This is a genomic window from Arthrobacter sp. Z5-13 (genome assembly GCF_056499105.1).
The window spans coordinates 2,547,427-2,564,954 of record NZ_CP096460.1; the positions used below are offsets into that span (position 1 = coordinate 2,547,427).

The window sequence follows — 17,528 nt, forward strand, 5'->3', positions numbered from 1 at the left end:
CACCGTCCACAGAACGAAGGAGCAGCATGCCCCGCTTGGTAGACCACCAGGAACGGCGCCGTTCCATCATCGAAACCACGTGGCGGCTGATCGCGGGGAAGGGCATCGAGAACGCGAGCATGCGTGACATAGCCCGGGAATGCGGTTATGCGGCACCCGGCGTGCTGGCCTATTACTTCCCCAATAAGGACGCCCTGCTGCTGGCCTCCTATGAACTGATCTGCGAGCGCACCAACGAACGGATCGCCGCCGGCACGAAGGGGCGCCGCGGGCTTTCGGCACTTCGCCATCTCTGCCTGGAAATCATCCCTGCCGAGCCCCTCACTGTGGTGGAAGCCCGCGTTGCCGTGTCCTTCTGGCAGCGCGCACAAACGGAAGATGCCCTGCGGGCAGTAGGCCGGGGTGCCCTGATGCACTGGCGGGGCTTAGTCATGGGCTTCCTGGCCGAAGCAGAACACGACGGCGAATGCGCCCCGTTAGCCGATCCGGACGCCGTTGCCGATGAGCTACTGAGCGTCATGATGGGCCTGCACGTAACCTCAATGCTGGATCCGGATGGCATCACCGGTTCCCGGCAACGCCAACTTGTGGAGCGTGCATTGGCGCGGCTCGCCCAGGACACACAGCTGCCCGCCCCGGCTGCGATCCAATCCTGAACCTGGCTTTGGGCTAACGACTGAGGACCATGCCTTCGTGGCATGGTCCTCAGTTTCACGCGTCCTTTGTGTTGGACGCCGGATCCGTGTGTGCGCCTCGACGTCAGACTGCGCCGCTGGGCACCAGCGCGGCCTGCTCGTTGTGAGCGAGGTAGCTCCGCTGAATTGAAATCTGGTCAGCAACATACTTAGCGTCGTGCCAGACCCCCCAGATAAAGCTCGATCCCCGGCGCGACTGCCAGGGCAGTCCAAGGAAGTAGAGTCCGGGCTCTGAAGAAACCCCACGTTGATGCTGCGGCCTGCCATTCTCGTCGAAGGCGTCGACCTGCAGCCAGCCATAGTCCTGGACGAAGCCGGTTGCCCAGACGATCGAAGTGACTCCGGCTGTGGCGAGGTCGAGTTCGCGGAGTGGGTTGGTGAGACTCTCGGGATCGGCGCGCAGGGTGCGGGCCTCTGGTTCCTCGGGGAGGTCGAGACCGTTCTGCTCTACGTAGGCGTCCGCTTGATCAAGCAGTTGCAGATAGTGAGCGTCTCCGTTTGCAATATTCAAGCGAAGGTCCTGGGCAAAGCGCACGGTTCCGTTGTGGAAAGCCTCAGTCCTGCCGACTAGCGTAATGCCGTCCTCCGCGAGGCCACGGAAGTCTACGGTGTGGCCGCCGTCCGCTCCGCTGACTGCGATTGTTACATGCTCAGCTCCGCGTGGAGGAGTGGCAGCATCCCACATGCCGAGTACTCCGAGCCACCAGCAAAAGTCCCTTCCGCGATAGCTGCGCGGGGGGCGGTCATGCGGTCCTACCGAGAGGTAGACCTTGCGGCCCGATCGCTGAATCTCGGCTGCGATCTGTACACCCGAGGATCCCGCGCCGACGACGAGGACGGACCCGCCAGGCAGTTGGCTTGGGTTGCGGTAGGAGCTTGAGTGCATTTGTACAAGCCCGGCGGCGTCGGGAACGACGGCCGGGATAACGGGCTTCTGGAACGGGCCGGTGGCGGCCACGACGTAGCGTACGTTGAAGTCCCCGTCCGTTGTCTTCACTTCGAAGCCGGGCGCGCCAACGATTCTCCGAACGGACGTCACCTCGACACCACAACGGACCGGCGCACCGATGTTCTTCGCATAGGCGACGAAGTAATCTGCCACCTGTTCCTTGCCGGCGAAGGCGCCGGACTCGTGCCCTGTGAACTCCAGGCCCGGGAAGCGGTCGTGCCAGACCGGCCCGTTCGCAACCAAAGAGTCCCACCGCATTGAGCGCCAACGCTCGGCGATGCGGTCCCGTTCCAGGACGATATGCGTGATGCCGCGTTCACTTAGGTGCTCACTCATCGCGATGCCGGCTTGACCGGCGCCAACGATGAGGACCTCAACCTCTTGGCTTGACATGTAACTCTCCTATTCTTGGGCAAGTTGCCACTTCTCACTCGGGCGAACTGCAACTGCAGGGTGACCAAATTCGGTCAATCGAATCGAAAATCTGGATGGGCCTGGCTATTCGGACAGGAAGTCCAATGCGGTCAGGGCCAGGGCGGCAGCTCCGTCATGGATCGCCCGGTTCGCGGCTGCGCCAATACAGTGCACAGCAAACTCCGGCTGGTGGTTTGCTGCAGGGAAGCAGCCCAGTCCGATGTAGGGATGAATGGCCGGAACCACCTGGGAGACGTTGCCCATGTCGGTGGAGGCCCGGTTCATGGTGGCGTGCTCGGCAGGCGCGTCAAAGTTTCTCCCAAGGGACTTTGCATGCCTGATATAGAGCTCCAGCGCCCGAGCGTCTGTTCGGAATTCCGAATAGGGTTCCGATTCCGGCGTGACGGACAGCTCACAACCGGACGCCAGGGCCCCGGCTTCAAAGCAGCGTTGGACGCGCTCTTCCAGGCTATCCAGCTGGGCGAGTGACTCAGCACGGACGTACCAGCGTCCCTCTGTCCTTTCCGGAATGGCATTCGGAGCTTCACCACCACGGGTTTGGATGCCGTGCACGCGAGTACCGGCGGGCAATTGCTGGCGAAGAAGACCCAAGGCGACCTGGGCGACAATGAAAGCATCATTGGCATTGATGCCCTGGTCCGGGTAAGCGGCCGCGTGCGCCGACTTGCCCCGGTACTCCACGTGAGTGTGAGCCACCGCGAAGGGGCGTGCCTCGGCGGAGTCGACCGGACTGGGGTGCGCCATCATGGCAAGGTCAAGGCCGTGGAAGGCGCCCTTCTTGAGCAGCTCGATCTTCCCTCCCCCGCCTTCTTCGGCCGGGGTTCCATACAGTTCCACCGTCAGGTCCCGTTCAGTGGCGAACTCTGCCAGTGCGACTGCTGTGCCGCACGAGATGGCAGTGATGATGTTGTGGCCGCAGGCGTGCCCCAGACCCGGCAAAGAGTCATACTCGGCCATCACGCCGATACGACGGGTGCCTTTTCCGAAGACCGCCCGTACGGCGGTGGGGAACCCCAGATACCCTTTTTCGACGTCGAATCCGTGCTGCTCCAGGTAGCTGGCTGTCCACCCGGCGGCGCGGTGTTCCTGCCAGCCGAGCTCCGGATTGGCGTGGAGCGTCTCGGAGAGCCGTTCCAGGTCCGCTTGCTGTCCCGCTACGGCCTCCAGCACCCGGGTGCGTTGGTCGGGTTGCACCGCAGGGTTCAGGGTGGCTGCCTGTTCAGCGTTCATCGCCCGGCACCCCATAGCTGATCGAAGCTGCCGGATGGAGTCCGCGGACCACGTAGTCCAGGCGCTGGGGAAGCCACACTCCCAGCAGACGCTCAAGCTCTGCAATGGGGTCTTCGTTCCAGTCCACGCGAAGGTCTGTATCCCTCCAGCCGTGGCCCGAGACGACAGAGATGCCCGCAGACATCACGGGACCGGCTTCGCCGCCGGTGGATTCAGCAGCCTTCAGCGCAGCCAGCAGCCGCTCTTCCAGCTCGCCGGAGGCAGCTTCGAAGCCATCACACAGGGACTGGGCGACGTCGGGGCTCGCCAACATGTTGCCGGCCGCCACGCAGTTCTTGCCCCGTCCCTCGCCGAAAACGCCAAGCGTGTGTGCGCCGCTAAAGACAGCTGAGGCTCCCTTGGAATCCAAGACCACCAGCTGGCGGTAGTCCACACCGGGAGCCTGCCGGACAACCGCGTCCAGAGCCTCCTGCGCGGAGTCGCCGGCTTGCAGACGGTCCAACAGGGCGCCACCAAGCCGGGGATCCGTAATGTTTTGCGAGCTCACGGCACCAACGCCGTCGCGCAGGTGGGCACAGCGTGCCGCGACGGCTGGCGACGATGAGGTTACCGCAATCCCATATCGGCCCTGCCCGTCCGTTCCTGCGATGCTGAACGTCACGCCGGGACCTCTGAAGTTGAGAGCACAGCGGTAGCATCGATCTCTACCAGCCACTCGGGCCGTGCCAGCGCCTGGACAACAATTCCGGTGGAAACCGGGAAGACACCCTTGAGCCAGCGACCCATAACCCGATAAACCGTCTCGCGGTAGCGCGGATCAACGATGTACACCGTGACCTTGACGATGTCTTCGAGGCTGCTGCCGGCCTCCTTCAGGAGCATGTCAATGTTGGCCATGGCCTTTTCCGTCTGGACTTCGACGTCGCCAATACCTATCGATTCCCGGGTATCAAGGTCCTGTCCGATCTGCCCCCGAAGATAGACCACCCCATTGGCCACCACCGCCTGGCAGAGGTCGTTGTCCAGGTTCTGCTCCGGGTAGGTGTCTTTTGTGTTGAATGTACGGATGCGCTGGTGCTTCACTTCGCCGCTACCTTTCCTCTTGCTGGCTGATTCGACAGGTCAAAATGTCACTCATTTCAGCTTCCGCCCATTGACTAAATCTGTCTAACAGTCCTTTCAGAACATCTACATCTGCAAATCAGATAATTGGCGTACTCTGGTGGAATGGATGTCACACTCACGCAACTGCGCTATTTCGTGGAAGCAGCCACTCAGCTGTCGATGACGCGCGCTGCGGCGCGACTCAACGTTGCACAATCCGCCGTATCAGCGGCCATCGCACAGCTTGAGCACCACGTGGGTACACAGTTCTTCATTCGGCAGCGCTCCAAGGGACTGCTGCTGACCCCTGCCGGAGAGCTGTTCGTGCGCGATGCACAGGCCATTTTGGCCCAAGTGGAGGAAAGCCTTGACCATGCGCGGGGCGAACAGCAGAGCATCAAGGGCCGCGTCCGCATGGCCTGCTTCAGCACCCTCGCACCGTTCCTGCTGCCCGGCGTTCTTAGCAGGCTTCGGGAGGAACACCCTGGCCTGGACGTAGAGGTACTCGAGATGGATATATCAGGGTGCATCAGTGCCTTGATCAATGGCCAGGCGGACCTGGCGTTGTGTTACGACCTGGATCTGCCGGACGTGATTGCTGGTTCAGTGGTGCATACGGCGAGACCCTACCTGGCGCTTCCACCCCATCATGAGCTTGCCAAGGCGGACCGTGTGCCGTTGTCCGCCCTCAGGAATGAGTCATTCGTGCTGCTGGACCTGCCCCACACCCGTGACCTCATGCTTTCCATTGCCCGGCTAAGCGGCGGCGAGCCGGACGTCAGATTCCGTTCAGCCAGCTACGAGACGGTGCGTACCTTTGTAGCCCGCGGCCTTGGCTACTCCATCCTTCACCAGCGGCCTCAACACAAACTGACGTACGACGGGGGGCAAATAGCAACCGTGGAGATCCAGGACGACGTACCCGAGCTTAAGACAGTACTGGCCCATTTGCAGTCACAGCGCCCCACTGCACGGGTGCGGGCGGTCGCACAGGCGGTCCGCCACCAAATCGTCGCTGCCAAGAGCACAGCCTCGGTAAATTAGCGCTGGACGGGTTGCAGCAAAGAGGGCCTTCGGCCCATGCGTGGCTCGCCTTCTAACCCCTCCCCAAATACGGCATCCCCGCAGCCCTGACCACAAGAGCGCAGATGCTGGCCGGGGCCGGCATCTCTGCCATCAGCAGCACCGCGCGTGCGGCGTCCTCCATTGGAAACGTCGGTTGAACCTTGCGGCTCCCGTCCGCCCGAACCACCCCGAAGCGACGCCGATCTGTTCGATGAGTTCTGTGCGGCGTTGCCGATATCAACCTGCCCCACACGTAATACCGCCGCTCTATGCCAATGTAATTGACGCGTCAATTACATTGGCATAGAGTCTTCTCATCGACGAATACAACGCAGATGAGTTGAGGGCGCAAACCCAGAACCGCCGCCCAACGCTCGGACGCTCGGACGCTGTCGAGGAAACCAACGAAACCCACCTCAGGAAGCAGGACCATATGTCCACCGTCATCGTTTTTGGCGCTACCGGTTACGCCGGCGGCAATATAGCCACCGAACTCGTCACTCGCGGCCATGAGGTGCAGGGCGTTGCCCGGCACCTTCCGGAGTCCGCGCCCGGAGGAGTGACTTTCGTCGCCGGCTCCCTGCACGATGCCGAGTTCGTCAGCGCTGCGGTCGACGACGTCGACGTGATCGTCGTAGCCCTGCCGGCGAGCGCCACCGAGCATGGCGCACCGCGTCTGGTGGACTCCATTCCTGCTGTGATCGAGGCAGCAATCTCGGCTGGAGCGCGGCTGGGCGTCGTCGGCGGCGCCGGCTCGCTTCACGTGGAGGAAGGCGGACCGCAGGTTATGGACCTCGACATGTTCCCGGCGGAGTTCCGCCCGGAAGCCGCTAACCACCGAGAGGTTCTCCGAACCCTTCGTCAAGCCCCGGCCGATCTCGACTGGTTCTACCTCAGCCCTGCGGGTGGCTTCGGCTCGTGGGCGCCGGGCAAACGTACAGGCAATTTCCGCCTTGGAGGTGACGTGCTGCTCGCCGATGACCAGGGCCAGTCAAACATCTCCGGCGCCGATTACGCGATCGCGTTCGTGGACGAGATCGAGCAGCCAAGCTACTCGCGCCAGCGGTTCTCCGTCGCTTACTAAGCGCCGCCCCTCCGACGAACCCCCGCCTCAAGGGCCTACAGCACGCAAAGCGCACACTTCCGCTGAGAAGCTGTCCTAGAGTGGTTCAGTCAGAAGGAGAACAGCATGGACGAGATGACGACGCCCGCCAGGAGCAAGCGGTCACCGACTCACGGTGAATTGGCTGTATGGCGGGACTACATCGAGACCTCTGAAGCTGTGAAGCGGGCACTTGCAGCGAACTTCCAGGCCACATCGGGCATTTCCCCGGGCGACTACGGTGTCATGCTCGCCCTCAGCGAGGCACCGGACCGGCTGCTTCGCTCGTCGGAACTGGCGGACGTCATCGGTTGGGAGCGCAGCAGGCTCTCGCACCATCTTCGCCGCATGGAGGATCGTCAACTGATCGTGCGTTACAAAGTTGACGGTGACAGCCGCGGGGCAGCCGTCAGACTTACCGACGCCGGTGCTGACTTCTTCCGTAAGTCCTCCACCTCACACCTGCGACTGGTGCGGGAGGTCTTCATCGACGCCTTCACCCCTGAACAACTCGACGCCATGCAGGTCGCGGTACAGGCGCTTCGAACGCACCTTCAAAACCGCCCACCCAAGGCCGCCGGCTAACGCATCCCGGCAACCCATAGCGATCCGGGAGGACCTCTGCCCCGCCCAGGCGGCCGCAGATCCTCCCTGCCCATCATGCTTCAACTTTGAGGTAGCCATCTTCGCTGCCGCATCTTCATACAAACTCTCTCTTCTACTCTTCAGAACAGGACTCCCATGCTCATTGCGCTCTGGATCATCGTCATCCTCCTCACCCTCGCCATCCTCGGCGCCGGCATCCTAAAGCTCGTCCGCCCCCGAACAGCCCTCGTTGACGGCGGCATGCCCTGGGCTGCGGACTTCTCCCCCAGCACCATCAAGGCGATCGCACTGGTCGAAATCATCGGCGCACTCGGTCTGATCCTGCCGCTTACTACCGGCATCGCCACCATCCTCACGCCCATCGCAGCTCTGGGCCTCTCGATCGTGATGTTAGGTGCAGTCGTCGTGCACAAGCGCCGTCATGAAACCGTCATCCCACCCGCTATCCTCACTGCACTGTCCATCGCCGCAGGCGTCCTCGGCTTCGCTACCCTCAGCTAGACCGCACCCGAGTGGTCCATACACAACCCTCGCCGCCATCGGCCCACCCTGAGTAATCACACCGGACACATGCCGCCGAAGAATTACCATCCTGGATCAGGAGAGAACCATGCCGTACCCCATCGAGCTAGGGTTGGACACGTTCGGTGACGTCACGGAGACCACCGACGGGACCCTCGTCAGCCACGCCCAGACGATCCGCGATGTCATCGACCAGGCGGTGCTTGCCGATCGGGTCGGCCTCGACTTCTTCGGCCTCGGTGAACACCATCGCATCGAGTTTGCGGTTAGCTCTCCTGAGGTTGTTCTGGCTGCAATCGCGGCCCGCACCGGGAACATCCGGCTGGGCTCTGCCGTCACCGTGCTCAGCAGCGATGACCCGGTCCGCGTCTATCAGCGCTTCGCCTCCCTCGACGCCCTCAGTGGTGGCCGCGCCGAGGTGGTCCTCGGCCGCGGATCCTTCACCGAGTCATTTCCTCTGTTCGGCTACGACCTCGCCGACTATGAGGTCCTGTTCGAGGAAAAGATCGAACTCTTCGCCAAACTCCTTAAGGATGCACCCGTCACCTGGTCCGGCACCATGCGCGGCAGCCTCAAGGAGCAATGGGTCTACCCTCGCCCGGAATCGGGCACAATGAGGACCTGGGTCGGTGTCGGAGGCTCACCACAGTCCGTGGTCCGGGCAGCCCATTACGGCCTGCCGTTGATGCTCGCCATTATCGGGGGCGAGCCGGCACGCTTTGAGCCTTACGCGGACTTGTACCGTCGGGCGTTGAACGACTTTGGCAAGCCGCAGCAGCCGATCGCGATCCACTCCTCCGGATTCGTTGCCGAGTCAGAAGAGGAAGCCCTCGAGATCGTCTACCCCCACCACATGGCGTTCATGGAGAAAGCCGGCCGTGAGCGGGGATGGCCTCCCTTCTCCCGGGCTCAGTATCTCCAAGGCGCGGGACCCGAAGGCGCTCTCTACATCGGCTCACCGGAAACCGTGGCCCGGAAAATCGTCCGTAACCTCCAACTCCTCGGAGCAACACGCTTCGACATGCGCTACAGCATGGGCCGGCTCGGGCACACAGACCTCATGAACAGCATCGAGCTCTACGGCACCCAGGTAGCCCCCCGCGTACGCGAACTCATGAACGAGACAGCCCGGACCTGACCAGCCCCTGGCACAGCCAGTTATCTTGCTCAGGGCCGGAAGTGTTACGCGTGGATCGTTGCGACGGAGTCTCTGGAGACCAAAGCGGGGGACGTCATCCGAAGCTCGAATTTCCTGGGAGGTGCCAGGAGCAGGTCCAGCGCATTCTTTGCCATGTCCGGAAAGGAAACTCGTACGCTGGTGAGCGGCACAGCCATGTGTGCCGCAATTGGAGTGTCGTTGTACCCGACTACCGAAAGGTCGCTTGGTACGTTGATTCCGGTGCGCTGGGCAACAGCAACAAGCCCAACGGCCAGACTGTCGTTGGCGGTGAATACTGCGGTGGGTGGCTTGGCGAGAGACAAGAGGCGTTGGGCTACCTGCCCACCGGCTTCCATACTGAAATTGGATTCGAAGACGAGCTCCGGTGCGACATCGACTCCCGCTTCAGCCATCGCCTCCCTGAAGCCGAGCTCCCTCTGCTGGGAGCTGGACGCGTATGAAGGTCCTCCCACGAATGCGATCCGCGTATGGCCCCTCTCCAGTAGGTGGGCCGTGGCAGCCTGGCCACCGGCCCGATCATCCACAACTGCAGCCGAAGATCTTCCATCGGTGCGTAGCGCCAGGGAATAGGCCACGCCAAGATCCTGCAGCTCTGTAAGGAGTGGGTCAGCGCCGTCCGTGCGCGCTGTCGTCAGAATCATGCCATCGATTCGTTGCGCCAACAATGCACGTCCACGCTCCAGTGCTACCCGTGGATCGTCACCGGTCGTGATAACTTCCGCATGCAGTGAGCGTGAGTTGCATTCCTCGACAATCGCCTCGTACAGCATCGCCATAACCGTGTCTGTAAGCCGTGGGACTACTACGCCAACGATTCCGCTTCGCTGCAGGCGGAGGTTTGCTGCCCAGCTATTAGGAACGTACCCCATACGCTGTGCTACTTTACGAACCCGTTCAGCACCCGGGCCACCGGATGGTGATCGACGGTCCAGTGCCCGTGACGCTGCCGAGCGGCTTACGCCGGCCAGAGCGGCAATGTCGGACAGGGTCAACTGCTGTCCATCGCGTGGCGAGGCGACCATATAGCTCCCTGGAAGTAGTAGTAGAACTTCCAGCATAACCGGGATCGATCCCGCTATTCGTTGAAGTCAGCTCAAAAAGCCCAACTCGCAAGAAGCTTCAAGTCCCGCGCGAGAGAGAAGGTCGACGGAAGTGCCTTCCGATAAGCCCCGACTTGGCTTACAAGACAAGTGATTGACCAAGCGGGATCGATCCCGCTACAGTGACGTAAGCCACTTCCGACGAAGGAGATTGACGATGAAGTCACCAAGAACAGGCACTATGACGACCTTTCCGGCAAGGTACGGAACAGCAGCCCTTGGCACAGAAAGGTCCAATTGGGATCGATCCCGACGAAGCAGCATCAAAGCATTGGCTATGGGAGGTGCGTTGGGCCTGGCCGTAAGTCTTGGCGCATGCGCCGCGCCGGGCAGCTCCTCAGGGGCCAGCGCCCCAAGCAAGTCCTTCACGGTGGCTCTGGTCGAACCGGACCTGACGACTGTGCCGATCATGGCCGCGCTGGATACAGTTAGGGCCGCAGGCTACGACGTAAAGATCGACGAACTCGCAGAACCCGAACTGGCCATCGAAGGTCTCGCGAAGGGTGACTACGCCATCTCGGCCGAGGCCACCAGTCCGGCGCTGATAGCGATCCAACAAGGCGCACCGATCAAAATCATTGCCGATGTCATCGGCAACCAGTGGGCCCTTTACGCCAAACCCGGAATCAGCACGTGCGACAACCTCAGCGGTAAGCCGGTCGGAATTTTCAGCGAAGGCGCCGTGGCAACCGCCATGGTCCGGTCCTGGGTAGAAAAAGAGTGCAAGTCCGGCGAACCGGACTACCTTGTCATTGGCAGTTCCGATGTACGTGCCCAGGCACTGCTCAACGGTCAGATCGACGCCACAGCGCTGGAGATTTCCGACGTCGTTACTCTGGAAAAGACTGCAGGCGCAGACTTCTCCCCTGTTGTGAACTTCGGTGAAAAGCTCCCCGCCATCCATCCGCAGACGGTTTACGCAAATTCCGATTTTCTGAGCAACAACCGAGAAGCAGCGCAAGCTTTCGTGACCGCGCTTATAGATGAGCACAAGAAAATCAACGCTGATCCGGAGTATCTCGTAGGCCTTGCCGAAAAGCATTTGGGCGAAGAAGCAAGCCCGGTTCTCTCTGCAATTGCCGCCCGCTACGTTGAGGCCGGTCTTTTCGATGCCGCCGCCCTTACCCAGGAAAATGTGCAAGGCACTATCGACTTCTTTGTCGATGCCGGAGTGATCAAGGGACTCGACGCTTCCAAGGCCGCAGACTTGAGCTTCCTAGGGTCGCGATGACCCAGCGGGCTGCCCTGCTCAGCGCTCAGACGCAGACGACTCCGGCTCCAATGCGGCATCACACGGCACACCGGCCAGCCTGGATCAGAGCTCTCGATTCGAACCTCGCGTATCAGATCGGAACGTTTCTCGTGTTTGCCCTTGCCTGGCAGATCTACGGCACCTATTGGGGCGGGCTCCTGGTCCCCACATTCACCGAGACCGTCGTTGCCTTCGTCGAACTGCTGGGCTCCGGTGAATTCTGGGAAGCCATGTTCATCAGCAACCAGGCACTGTTCATCGGCTTCGCTCTCTCCATCATCATCGGCGTTCCTGTGGGTGTGCTGTTGGGACGGTTCCGCACCCTGGAGCGGTACTCGGACGTCTACTTGAACATCCTGCTGGTAACCCCCATGGCTGCGATCATTCCACTGCTAATCATGTCGGTCGGCTTCGGCCTGTTATCCCGCGTCATCCTCGTGACCATCTTCGCTATCGTCATGGTGATCGTCAACGTCCGGGCGGGAGTCCGCCAAGTTGACCCTTCGCTGATTCAGATGGCCAGATCCTTTGGAGCCAGCGAACGGGGCATCTGGTTCCGTGTCCTGATTCCGGGGGCACTTCCATCCATCATGACGGGCCTCCGGCTCGGGCTTGGCCGTGCGGTTACCGGCATGGTCATTGTCGAACTTCTGATGGTCTCGCTGGCCCTCGGAGGGCTCATCCTCGAGTTCCGCGGCATGTTTAACGGTCCCGGCCTCTACGCCACCATCGTCGCAATCCTTATTGAAGCTCTATTGCTCATCTCCCTTGCACACTGGCTTGAGCGCAAGGCCGCCCCGTGGGGGCCAAATAACCAGAAAGGAAAGGGATCACGATGATTGAGATCACCGGACTCGGAAAAACCTTTACGGGCCAGGACGGCTCCTCCGTCCGCGCTCTGGACAACGTCAACCTCTCCGTACGGGACAACGAATTCCTCACCGTTCTCGGCCCCAGCGGTTGTGGCAAGACCACAATGCTGAAAATGCTCGCAGGCCTCACGCCCTGGGACGAAGGCCAGATCTCTATCGCAGGCAACCCCGTTCGTGGCCCAGGTCCGGATCGCAGCATGGTATTCCAAAACTTTGCGCTCCTCCCCTGGTCGACGGTGCTGGAGAACGTCGCATTCGGCCTGCGGCTCCGGGGAGTATCCAAGATTGAGCGTGAAGAGCGTGCCCGGGAGCTGATTTCCATGGTCGGCCTCGAGGGCTTCGAGACCAAGCGTCCAGGAGAACTGTCGGGTGGCATGCAGCAGCGAGTCGGACTGGCCCGGGCCCTGGCTGTCGAACCCAAGGTTCTTCTCATGGACGAGCCCTTCGGCGCTGTGGACGAACAAACCCGGCGGCTGCTGCAGGAAGAACTCCTCAGCATCTGGGAACGGACCAAACTAACCGTCGTCTTCATTACCCACTCCATGGAAGAGGCAGTGCTCCTCGGGGACCGGGTGGTTCTGATGAGCGCGCGCCCCGGACAGATCTCGGAAATCGTCCCCGTACCCCTGGAACGTCCCCGCTCCAGCGACGTCGGTGGACTGGAACGCTCGAAGGAATACGTTGAAATCACCGCCTACCTGTGGGAAAGGCTGCGTGAGATGCATGACGAGCACCGCACCAGGAACCCCGCGTTACTCCACGGGGCAGGCCGATGACAGCCATTACAACAGGATCCGGCCCTATCAGCAGCCTGTCCAGGCGCTTGCTGAATGCCCGGGCCTCGGCCTCGCTGATCTCCCTGGCCGTGGCAGCTGTCTTCTGGGAAGTCGTAGGTCAAGCGGTCAAGGTACCGTTCTTCCCTCCGCTTACCGCGGTACTGGCAGAACTGTGGTCGATGATCAGCCGGGGGGAGATTTTCGGCAACCTCGCCACAAGCCTCGCTAATCTTGTCCTCGGCTTCGGACTCTCCCTCTTCGCGGGCATTGTGGTCGGAACCGCTATGGGCCGCTACCGTCGTGCTAACGCAGCGCTGGGAATCTATGTCTACGCGCTGCTGACCGCGCCGTCCCTCGTGTTCGCGCCCATATTCTTCTCGATCCTAGGGGCAGGGCAGGGATCGATTGTCGCCGTGATCTTTATGTACTCGGCATTCATCATGATCATCAACACCGCCTCTGCAGTGGAAAACGTCAACCCCTCCCTGGTCGAGATGGGCCGGTCCTACGGGGCCAGCGAATGGCAGATCGTCACCAGGATCATCCTTCCCGCCGCGGCTCCCATGATCTTCGCGGGTATACGCCTCGGAATGGGACGTGCTGTCACCGGCATGATCAATGGTGAAATGTTCATTGCTGTCGTTGGGCTCGGTCGCATGGTGACCGTCGCGGGCAAGAGCTTTGACGGGGCAGCCGTCCTAGCGATCCTCATCGTCATAATCACCGTCGCCCTGGTCGCCATAGCCCTGGTCCAATTTGTCGACCGGCGTATCACCAGTTGGGTCCCCAACACTACAAAGGAATCCTGATGAAAATCGATGCCTTCAGCCACATCCTCCCGCGACGCTACTTCGATGAGATGTGCCGGCACGTCACCGATCCCGGCGCCCTCAAGCGCTGGCTGGATCTCCCGGCGCTTCACGACCTTGACGCACGTCTCAAGATGATGGAGGAGTTCGGCGGGGACTATCAACAAATCCTTACCCTTTCATCTCCTCCCATCGAGCTTCTTCTCGGCCCGGACGACTCCTGGCGGCTCGCCCGCCTGGCCAACGAGACTATGAAGGAGATCGTGGATGACCACCCCGGCAGGTTCCCGGCCTTCGTGGCCTCCCTGCCCATGAACTCGACGGAGGCATCTCTCCAAGAAATTGACTACGCAATTGACCAACTGGGAGCCAAAGGAATCCAGGTCTTTACCAACGTCAACGGCAAACCACTCGACCATCCGGACTTCGCCCCGATCTTCGCCGAGATGGCCCGGCGGGATCTGCCGATCTGGATGCACCCAACCCGAAACGCCAAGAGCACCGACTACCGAACAGAGGACTCCTCAAAGTTCGAAATCTGGTGGGCACTCGGGTGGCCCTATGAGACCAGCGCGGCCATGGCGAGAATGGTGTTCTCCGGACTGTTTGACCGTCACCCGGGGCTGAACATCATCACCCACCATATGGGTGCCATGATCCCCTACATGGAAGGACGCATCAGGCTTGGGTGGGCCGACCAATTCGGCAGTCGCACAGATGACCCCGAATACTCACGGCTGGTTCACACGCTCAAACGCGAACCGATCGAGTACTTCAAGGACTTCTACGCCGACACTGCATTGTCCGGATCTGCGATCGGAACCCGCTGCGGACTCGAATTCTTCGGTGCCGAACGCGTGGTCTTCGCTAGCGACTGCCCTTTTGATCCCGAAGGCGGACCCCTGTACATCCGCGAAATGATTCGGGTCATCAAGGAACTCGATATCACCGGCAAGGACCGGGAAAAGATCTTCGCCGGCAACATTGCCCGCCTCACCGGGCTGGGCTCCGGGGAACAGCTGGTGCTCACCGACCACAGCCACGCCCACGGCTAACGCGGTGTTTTACCGGAAAGAGCGGCCGTGAGCTGGGAAAGAACCGGGACTGCCGGCACACCGGCATCCCGGGTCTCCCTCGGAACGGTGGGCGACGACGGGGTCCCGGCTCCCATATCCGTCGTTCAGTTCCTGCCCCCCGACCTATCGGAGCGACTCAAATGCCAGTTGAAAGTGCTGGAATCCGCGGCGGGAAATAACCACATTTTGTTGACCGGCTTTGAATGGGGTGAGAGGATCAGGCCGAAAGTATAAAGTAGGCTTTTGAGATGAAGTCTATCTAGCACATGTAAACGAAATGTGTAATAGTCGGAAGAGGGTCCACTTGTTTTCTAACTATATGTTGAATACTTCGAAGTGGATTTACGCTGCTTACCTCCTGTGCCGCGTCCCTCTCTCCAAGTCTGGAAGGTTACTAATGAGTGAGTCCGCTGCGTCAACGCCGCTCTATGAACATGCGGTCCGGGTTAGGGATCTACTCTTTGTCTCCAGCGGACTCGCTGTCGGAGATGGTGGGAAGGGTATCCACCGGATCGGAGGGTACGTCCCAGCAGGAGAAGGATTCGCGGATGCACGCGCCGCGATTGAAATGACTGTCCGATGCTAAGGGCAGGCGAGCAGACTCAACCCCGCAGCCTCACGACAATCGGGAACCCTCTTGAAGAGCTCTCCCTCGAAGATCTCCGCCAGCGCACGAGCATGAAATGGCGCACTCATCCCTCTGACGTGCTGCCTCTGTGGGTTGCTGAGATGGATGTCCGGCTCGCGCCGCCCGTTTCGGCAGTGCTGCACGAGGCCATCGATGCCGGAGATACCGGATACCCGGCGGGGACGGAGTTCGCGGAGGCGTTGAGCGCGTTCGCTTCCCGGCGCTGGGGCTGGGACGGGCTGGCAGTCGAGCGCACCGCCATCGTGCCCGACGTGATGATGGGCGTCGTCGAAATCCTGCGGCTGATCACGGATCCAGGAGACGCGGTTGTCGTCAATTCCCCGGTCTATGCGCCTTTTTACGCCTTCATCACCCATGATTCACGCAGGATCATCGAAGCACCGCTGGGACAAGATCTCCGGATCGACCTCGGCACCCTCGAGGAAGCTTTCAAGCACGCCCGGTCGCAGAAACGCAATGCCGCCTACCTGATCAGCAATCCACATAACCCGACCGGGGTGGTCCACAGCCCTGAAGAGCTCGCAGCTATCGCGGCCCTCGCCCGTAACTACGGGGTCCGGGTAGTCTCGGACGAGATCCACGCCCCGCTCGTCCTTCCAGGAACAAAATTCACGCCGTACCTCAGCGTGCCCGGGACCGAAAACGCGTTTGCGCTCACCTCCGCTTCGAAGGCCTGGAACCTCGCCGGCCTCAAGGCAGCACTGGCAATCGCCGGACCAGATGCGGCCGATGATCTGGACCGCATGCCCGAAGAGGTCAGCCACGGACCGAGCCACCTGGGAATCATCGCCCAGACAGCCGCGTTCCGTGATGGTGAAGAATGGCTGGATGCTCTCCTCCGAGGCCTCGACGCGAACAGGACTCTCCTCGGAAAGCTTCTCGCCGAACATCTTCCCGGTGTGGGGTACACCCCTCCCGAGGGGACATACCTGGCTTGGCTGGATTGCAGCCATCTTGCCCTCGGTTCGCCAGGCGGCGCCGAAGGCCTCGCCACCGTTGCCGACCTTGCCGGGCCGGCCAAGATGTTCCTCGACAAGGCGAGGGTCGCTCTGAGCTCCGGCCACGTCTTCGGCACGGGCGGGGCGGGACATGTCCGCCTCAACTTTGCCACTTCCCAGGCCAATCTCACCGAGGCGATCACCCGGATGGGCCGAGCCGCCCACGCCGATTGAACCAGGCTTCAACTACACGGAAGGACAGCAGCCATGACCCAGATTGGTTCGGTCGAATCAACAGCCCCATCCCCGGACGCGCTGCACCGCATGGACGCCGAGTCCATCAATCTGGTCCTGGAGCTCCTGGTGGCACCCCTTCAGGCCGCGGTGCCCCAGCCTACCGAGGTCGTCTTGCACGACCTGCAGCGAATCCCGAACACTGTCCGTGCTATCGCCGGAGACGTCACCCGCCGTCAGATCGGTGACCCGCCTACCGACAAATTGCTCGAACGCCTGGCAGCCGGTAACTTCTCGCATGAGATCGGCTACCGCTCGCAACTGCCTGACGGGAGAATCCTCCAGAGCACGACGATCATTTACATCGACAGGGAAGGCCGTGCCGCTGCAGCCCTGTGTCTGAACGCTGACGTGTCGGCCTGGGTCACGCTCCGCTCGGCCTTGGACCGCTTCGTTCTCGGCCACGACGGGGGCTCCATAGTGGCTGCGCCTGCCGGAAACAGAGCGACGCCGGTCGGCCCCCAAGGGAGCGAGTACTTCCCGCACAGCGTGGAGGAACTTAGCTCCAAGCTCGTCGAGGCGGCGATCTTCGCTATTGGGGTCCCGGTTGAGCAAATGCGCAAGGAACACAAAGTGCAGGTGGTGGCGGAGCTCGAACGTCGTGGATTCTTCCTCGTAAAGCAGGCTGCCGAGACTGCGGCAATCGCGCTCGGGGTGACCCGGTTCACCATTTACAACTATCTCAACGAGCTCGGCGGAGTGGTCGAAGAGACAGCCGTGCCCTAGCCGTTTAGGGAACGGATTGGTGCGGAGTTCAGGGTCGAGTCGCCGTCCTGATGTACGGTCAGCGGCAAGGCGCGCCAGCTACGGGGTGGGATCTTGAGGAAGCATCGACGTCTGACAGGTTCAGACGACACTGAATATTCTCCTTGAG

General features: G+C 61.3%; 18 protein-coding genes. 13 read left to right on the top strand and 5 right to left on the bottom strand.

What is annotated here, in order from left to right; translation table 11 throughout:
* Positions 1 to 26 precede the first annotated feature (26 nt).
* Entirely contained in the window at positions 27 to 656 is a 630-nt protein-coding gene (locus tag M1E02_RS12075; protein ID WP_479374510.1) for a TetR/AcrR family transcriptional regulator, read from the top strand.
* Between the two features lie 103 nt (positions 657 to 759).
* Here the strand turns inward: M1E02_RS12075 and M1E02_RS12080 are convergent, their stop codons facing one another.
* From M1E02_RS12080 to M1E02_RS12095, 4 genes are all read right to left on the bottom strand, one after another.
* Positions 760 to 2,037 (bottom strand): flavin-containing monooxygenase, encoded by a 1,278-nt coding sequence (locus tag M1E02_RS12080; protein WP_479374511.1) that lies wholly within the window; start codon positions 2,035 to 2,037, stop codon positions 760 to 762.
* A 105-nt stretch (positions 2,038 to 2,142) separates the two neighbouring features.
* Complete coding sequence (locus tag M1E02_RS12085; RefSeq protein ID WP_479374512.1) at positions 2,143 to 3,309, bottom strand: M20 family metallopeptidase; 1,167 nt, start codon at positions 3,307 to 3,309, stop codon at positions 2,143 to 2,145.
* Complete coding sequence (locus M1E02_RS12090; protein ID WP_479374513.1) at positions 3,299 to 3,970, bottom strand: DUF1028 domain-containing protein; 672 nt, start codon at positions 3,968 to 3,970, stop codon at positions 3,299 to 3,301. Before M1E02_RS12090 ends, M1E02_RS12085 begins: the two co-directional genes overlap by 11 nt.
* Entirely contained in the window at positions 3,967 to 4,392 is a 426-nt protein-coding gene (locus tag M1E02_RS12095) for a RidA family protein (RefSeq protein ID WP_479374514.1), read from the bottom strand. The genes M1E02_RS12090 and M1E02_RS12095 overlap by 4 nt, the downstream gene beginning before the upstream one ends.
* Positions 4,393 to 4,536: 144 nt before the next feature.
* Here M1E02_RS12095 and M1E02_RS12100 point away from each other — a divergent pair, with 144 nt between their 5' ends.
* From M1E02_RS12100 to M1E02_RS12120, 5 genes are all read left to right on the top strand, one after another.
* A complete protein-coding gene (locus M1E02_RS12100; protein ID WP_479374515.1) occupies positions 4,537 to 5,457 on the top strand; it encodes a LysR substrate-binding domain-containing protein in 921 nt (306 codons plus the stop codon).
* A 361-nt stretch (positions 5,458 to 5,818) separates the two neighbouring features.
* Entirely contained in the window at positions 5,819 to 6,562 is a 744-nt protein-coding gene (locus tag M1E02_RS12105; protein ID WP_479374516.1) for an NAD(P)-dependent oxidoreductase, read from the top strand.
* A 105-nt stretch (positions 6,563 to 6,667) separates the two neighbouring features.
* Positions 6,668 to 7,165, top strand: coding sequence for a MarR family winged helix-turn-helix transcriptional regulator (locus M1E02_RS12110; protein ID WP_479374517.1), 498 nt, complete (start codon positions 6,668 to 6,670; stop codon positions 7,163 to 7,165).
* 156 nt (positions 7,166 to 7,321) lie between these two features.
* A complete protein-coding gene (locus tag M1E02_RS12115; protein ID WP_479374518.1) occupies positions 7,322 to 7,687 on the top strand; it encodes a DoxX family protein in 366 nt (121 codons plus the stop codon).
* 109 nt (positions 7,688 to 7,796) lie between these two features.
* On the top strand, positions 7,797 to 8,846 hold the full coding sequence (locus M1E02_RS12120; protein ID WP_479374519.1) for an LLM class flavin-dependent oxidoreductase: 1,050 nt from the start codon (positions 7,797 to 7,799) through the stop codon (positions 8,844 to 8,846).
* Between the two features lie 44 nt (positions 8,847 to 8,890).
* On the opposite strand, the gene M1E02_RS12125 is transcribed toward M1E02_RS12120, so the two are convergent.
* Positions 8,891 to 9,910 carry a LacI family DNA-binding transcriptional regulator gene (locus tag M1E02_RS12125; protein WP_479374520.1) on the bottom strand — a complete coding sequence of 340 codons (1,020 nt, stop codon included), beginning with the start codon at positions 9,908 to 9,910 and terminating at the stop codon, positions 8,891 to 8,893.
* Between the two features lie 235 nt (positions 9,911 to 10,145).
* On the opposite strand from M1E02_RS12125, the gene M1E02_RS12130 reads away from it, so the two are divergent.
* From M1E02_RS12130 to M1E02_RS12160, 7 genes are all read left to right on the top strand, one after another.
* Positions 10,146 to 11,219, top strand: a complete 1,074-nt coding sequence (locus M1E02_RS12130) for an ABC transporter substrate-binding protein (protein WP_479374521.1) — start codon at positions 10,146 to 10,148, stop codon at positions 11,217 to 11,219.
* Positions 11,216 to 12,079: an ABC transporter permease gene (locus tag M1E02_RS12135; RefSeq protein ID WP_479374522.1), complete on the top strand. Its 864-nt coding sequence runs from the start codon at positions 11,216 to 11,218 to the stop codon at positions 12,077 to 12,079. The genes M1E02_RS12130 and M1E02_RS12135 overlap by 4 nt, the downstream gene beginning before the upstream one ends.
* Positions 12,076 to 12,888, top strand: a complete 813-nt coding sequence (locus tag M1E02_RS12140) for an ABC transporter ATP-binding protein (RefSeq protein WP_479374523.1) — start codon at positions 12,076 to 12,078, stop codon at positions 12,886 to 12,888. Before M1E02_RS12135 ends, M1E02_RS12140 begins: the two co-directional genes overlap by 4 nt.
* Positions 12,885 to 13,697 (top strand): ABC transporter permease, encoded by an 813-nt coding sequence (locus M1E02_RS12145; RefSeq protein WP_479374524.1) that lies wholly within the window; start codon positions 12,885 to 12,887, stop codon positions 13,695 to 13,697. Before M1E02_RS12140 ends, M1E02_RS12145 begins: the two co-directional genes overlap by 4 nt.
* Positions 13,697 to 14,752 carry an amidohydrolase family protein gene (locus M1E02_RS12150; protein WP_479374525.1) on the top strand — a complete coding sequence of 352 codons (1,056 nt, stop codon included), beginning with the start codon at positions 13,697 to 13,699 and terminating at the stop codon, positions 14,750 to 14,752. Before M1E02_RS12145 ends, M1E02_RS12150 begins: the two co-directional genes overlap by 1 nt.
* Before the next feature lie 699 nt (positions 14,753 to 15,451).
* The gene (locus M1E02_RS12155) at positions 15,452 to 16,594 is read left to right on the top strand and encodes a MalY/PatB family protein (protein ID WP_479374526.1); all 1,143 of its coding nucleotides are present in this window, start codon (positions 15,452 to 15,454) and stop codon (positions 16,592 to 16,594) included.
* Positions 16,595 to 16,627: 33 nt separating this feature from the next.
* Positions 16,628 to 17,380: a helix-turn-helix transcriptional regulator gene (locus tag M1E02_RS12160; protein ID WP_479374527.1), complete on the top strand. Its 753-nt coding sequence runs from the start codon at positions 16,628 to 16,630 to the stop codon at positions 17,378 to 17,380.
* The last annotated feature ends 148 nt before the right edge of the window (positions 17,381 to 17,528 follow it).

Excerpts from the sequence above, each read along its gene's own strand:
- M1E02_RS12075 (WP_479374510.1), top strand. The coding sequence starts at position 27 with ATGCCCCGCTTGGTAGACCACCAGGAACGGCGCCGTTCCATCATCGAA.
- M1E02_RS12080 (WP_479374511.1), bottom strand. The coding sequence starts at position 2,037 with ATGTCAAGCCAAGAGGTTGAGGTCCTCATCGTTGGCGCCGGTCAAGCC.
- M1E02_RS12085 (WP_479374512.1), bottom strand. The coding sequence starts at position 3,309 with ATGAACGCTGAACAGGCAGCCACCCTGAACCCTGCGGTGCAACCCGAC.
- M1E02_RS12100 (WP_479374515.1), top strand. The coding sequence starts at position 4,537 with ATGGATGTCACACTCACGCAACTGCGCTATTTCGTGGAAGCAGCCACT.
- M1E02_RS12110 (WP_479374517.1), top strand. The coding sequence starts at position 6,668 with ATGGACGAGATGACGACGCCCGCCAGGAGCAAGCGGTCACCGACTCAC.
- M1E02_RS12115 (WP_479374518.1), top strand. The coding sequence starts at position 7,322 with ATGCTCATTGCGCTCTGGATCATCGTCATCCTCCTCACCCTCGCCATC.
- M1E02_RS12120 (WP_479374519.1), top strand. The coding sequence starts at position 7,797 with ATGCCGTACCCCATCGAGCTAGGGTTGGACACGTTCGGTGACGTCACG.
- M1E02_RS12125 (WP_479374520.1), bottom strand. The coding sequence starts at position 9,910 with ATGGTCGCCTCGCCACGCGATGGACAGCAGTTGACCCTGTCCGACATT.
- M1E02_RS12130 (WP_479374521.1), top strand. The coding sequence starts at position 10,146 with ATGAAGTCACCAAGAACAGGCACTATGACGACCTTTCCGGCAAGGTAC.
- M1E02_RS12135 (WP_479374522.1), top strand. The coding sequence starts at position 11,216 with ATGACCCAGCGGGCTGCCCTGCTCAGCGCTCAGACGCAGACGACTCCG.
- M1E02_RS12140 (WP_479374523.1), top strand. The coding sequence starts at position 12,076 with ATGATTGAGATCACCGGACTCGGAAAAACCTTTACGGGCCAGGACGGC.
- M1E02_RS12145 (WP_479374524.1), top strand. The coding sequence starts at position 12,885 with ATGACAGCCATTACAACAGGATCCGGCCCTATCAGCAGCCTGTCCAGG.
- M1E02_RS12150 (WP_479374525.1), top strand. The coding sequence starts at position 13,697 with ATGAAAATCGATGCCTTCAGCCACATCCTCCCGCGACGCTACTTCGAT.
- M1E02_RS12155 (WP_479374526.1), top strand. The coding sequence starts at position 15,452 with ATGAAATGGCGCACTCATCCCTCTGACGTGCTGCCTCTGTGGGTTGCT.
- M1E02_RS12160 (WP_479374527.1), top strand. The coding sequence starts at position 16,628 with ATGACCCAGATTGGTTCGGTCGAATCAACAGCCCCATCCCCGGACGCG.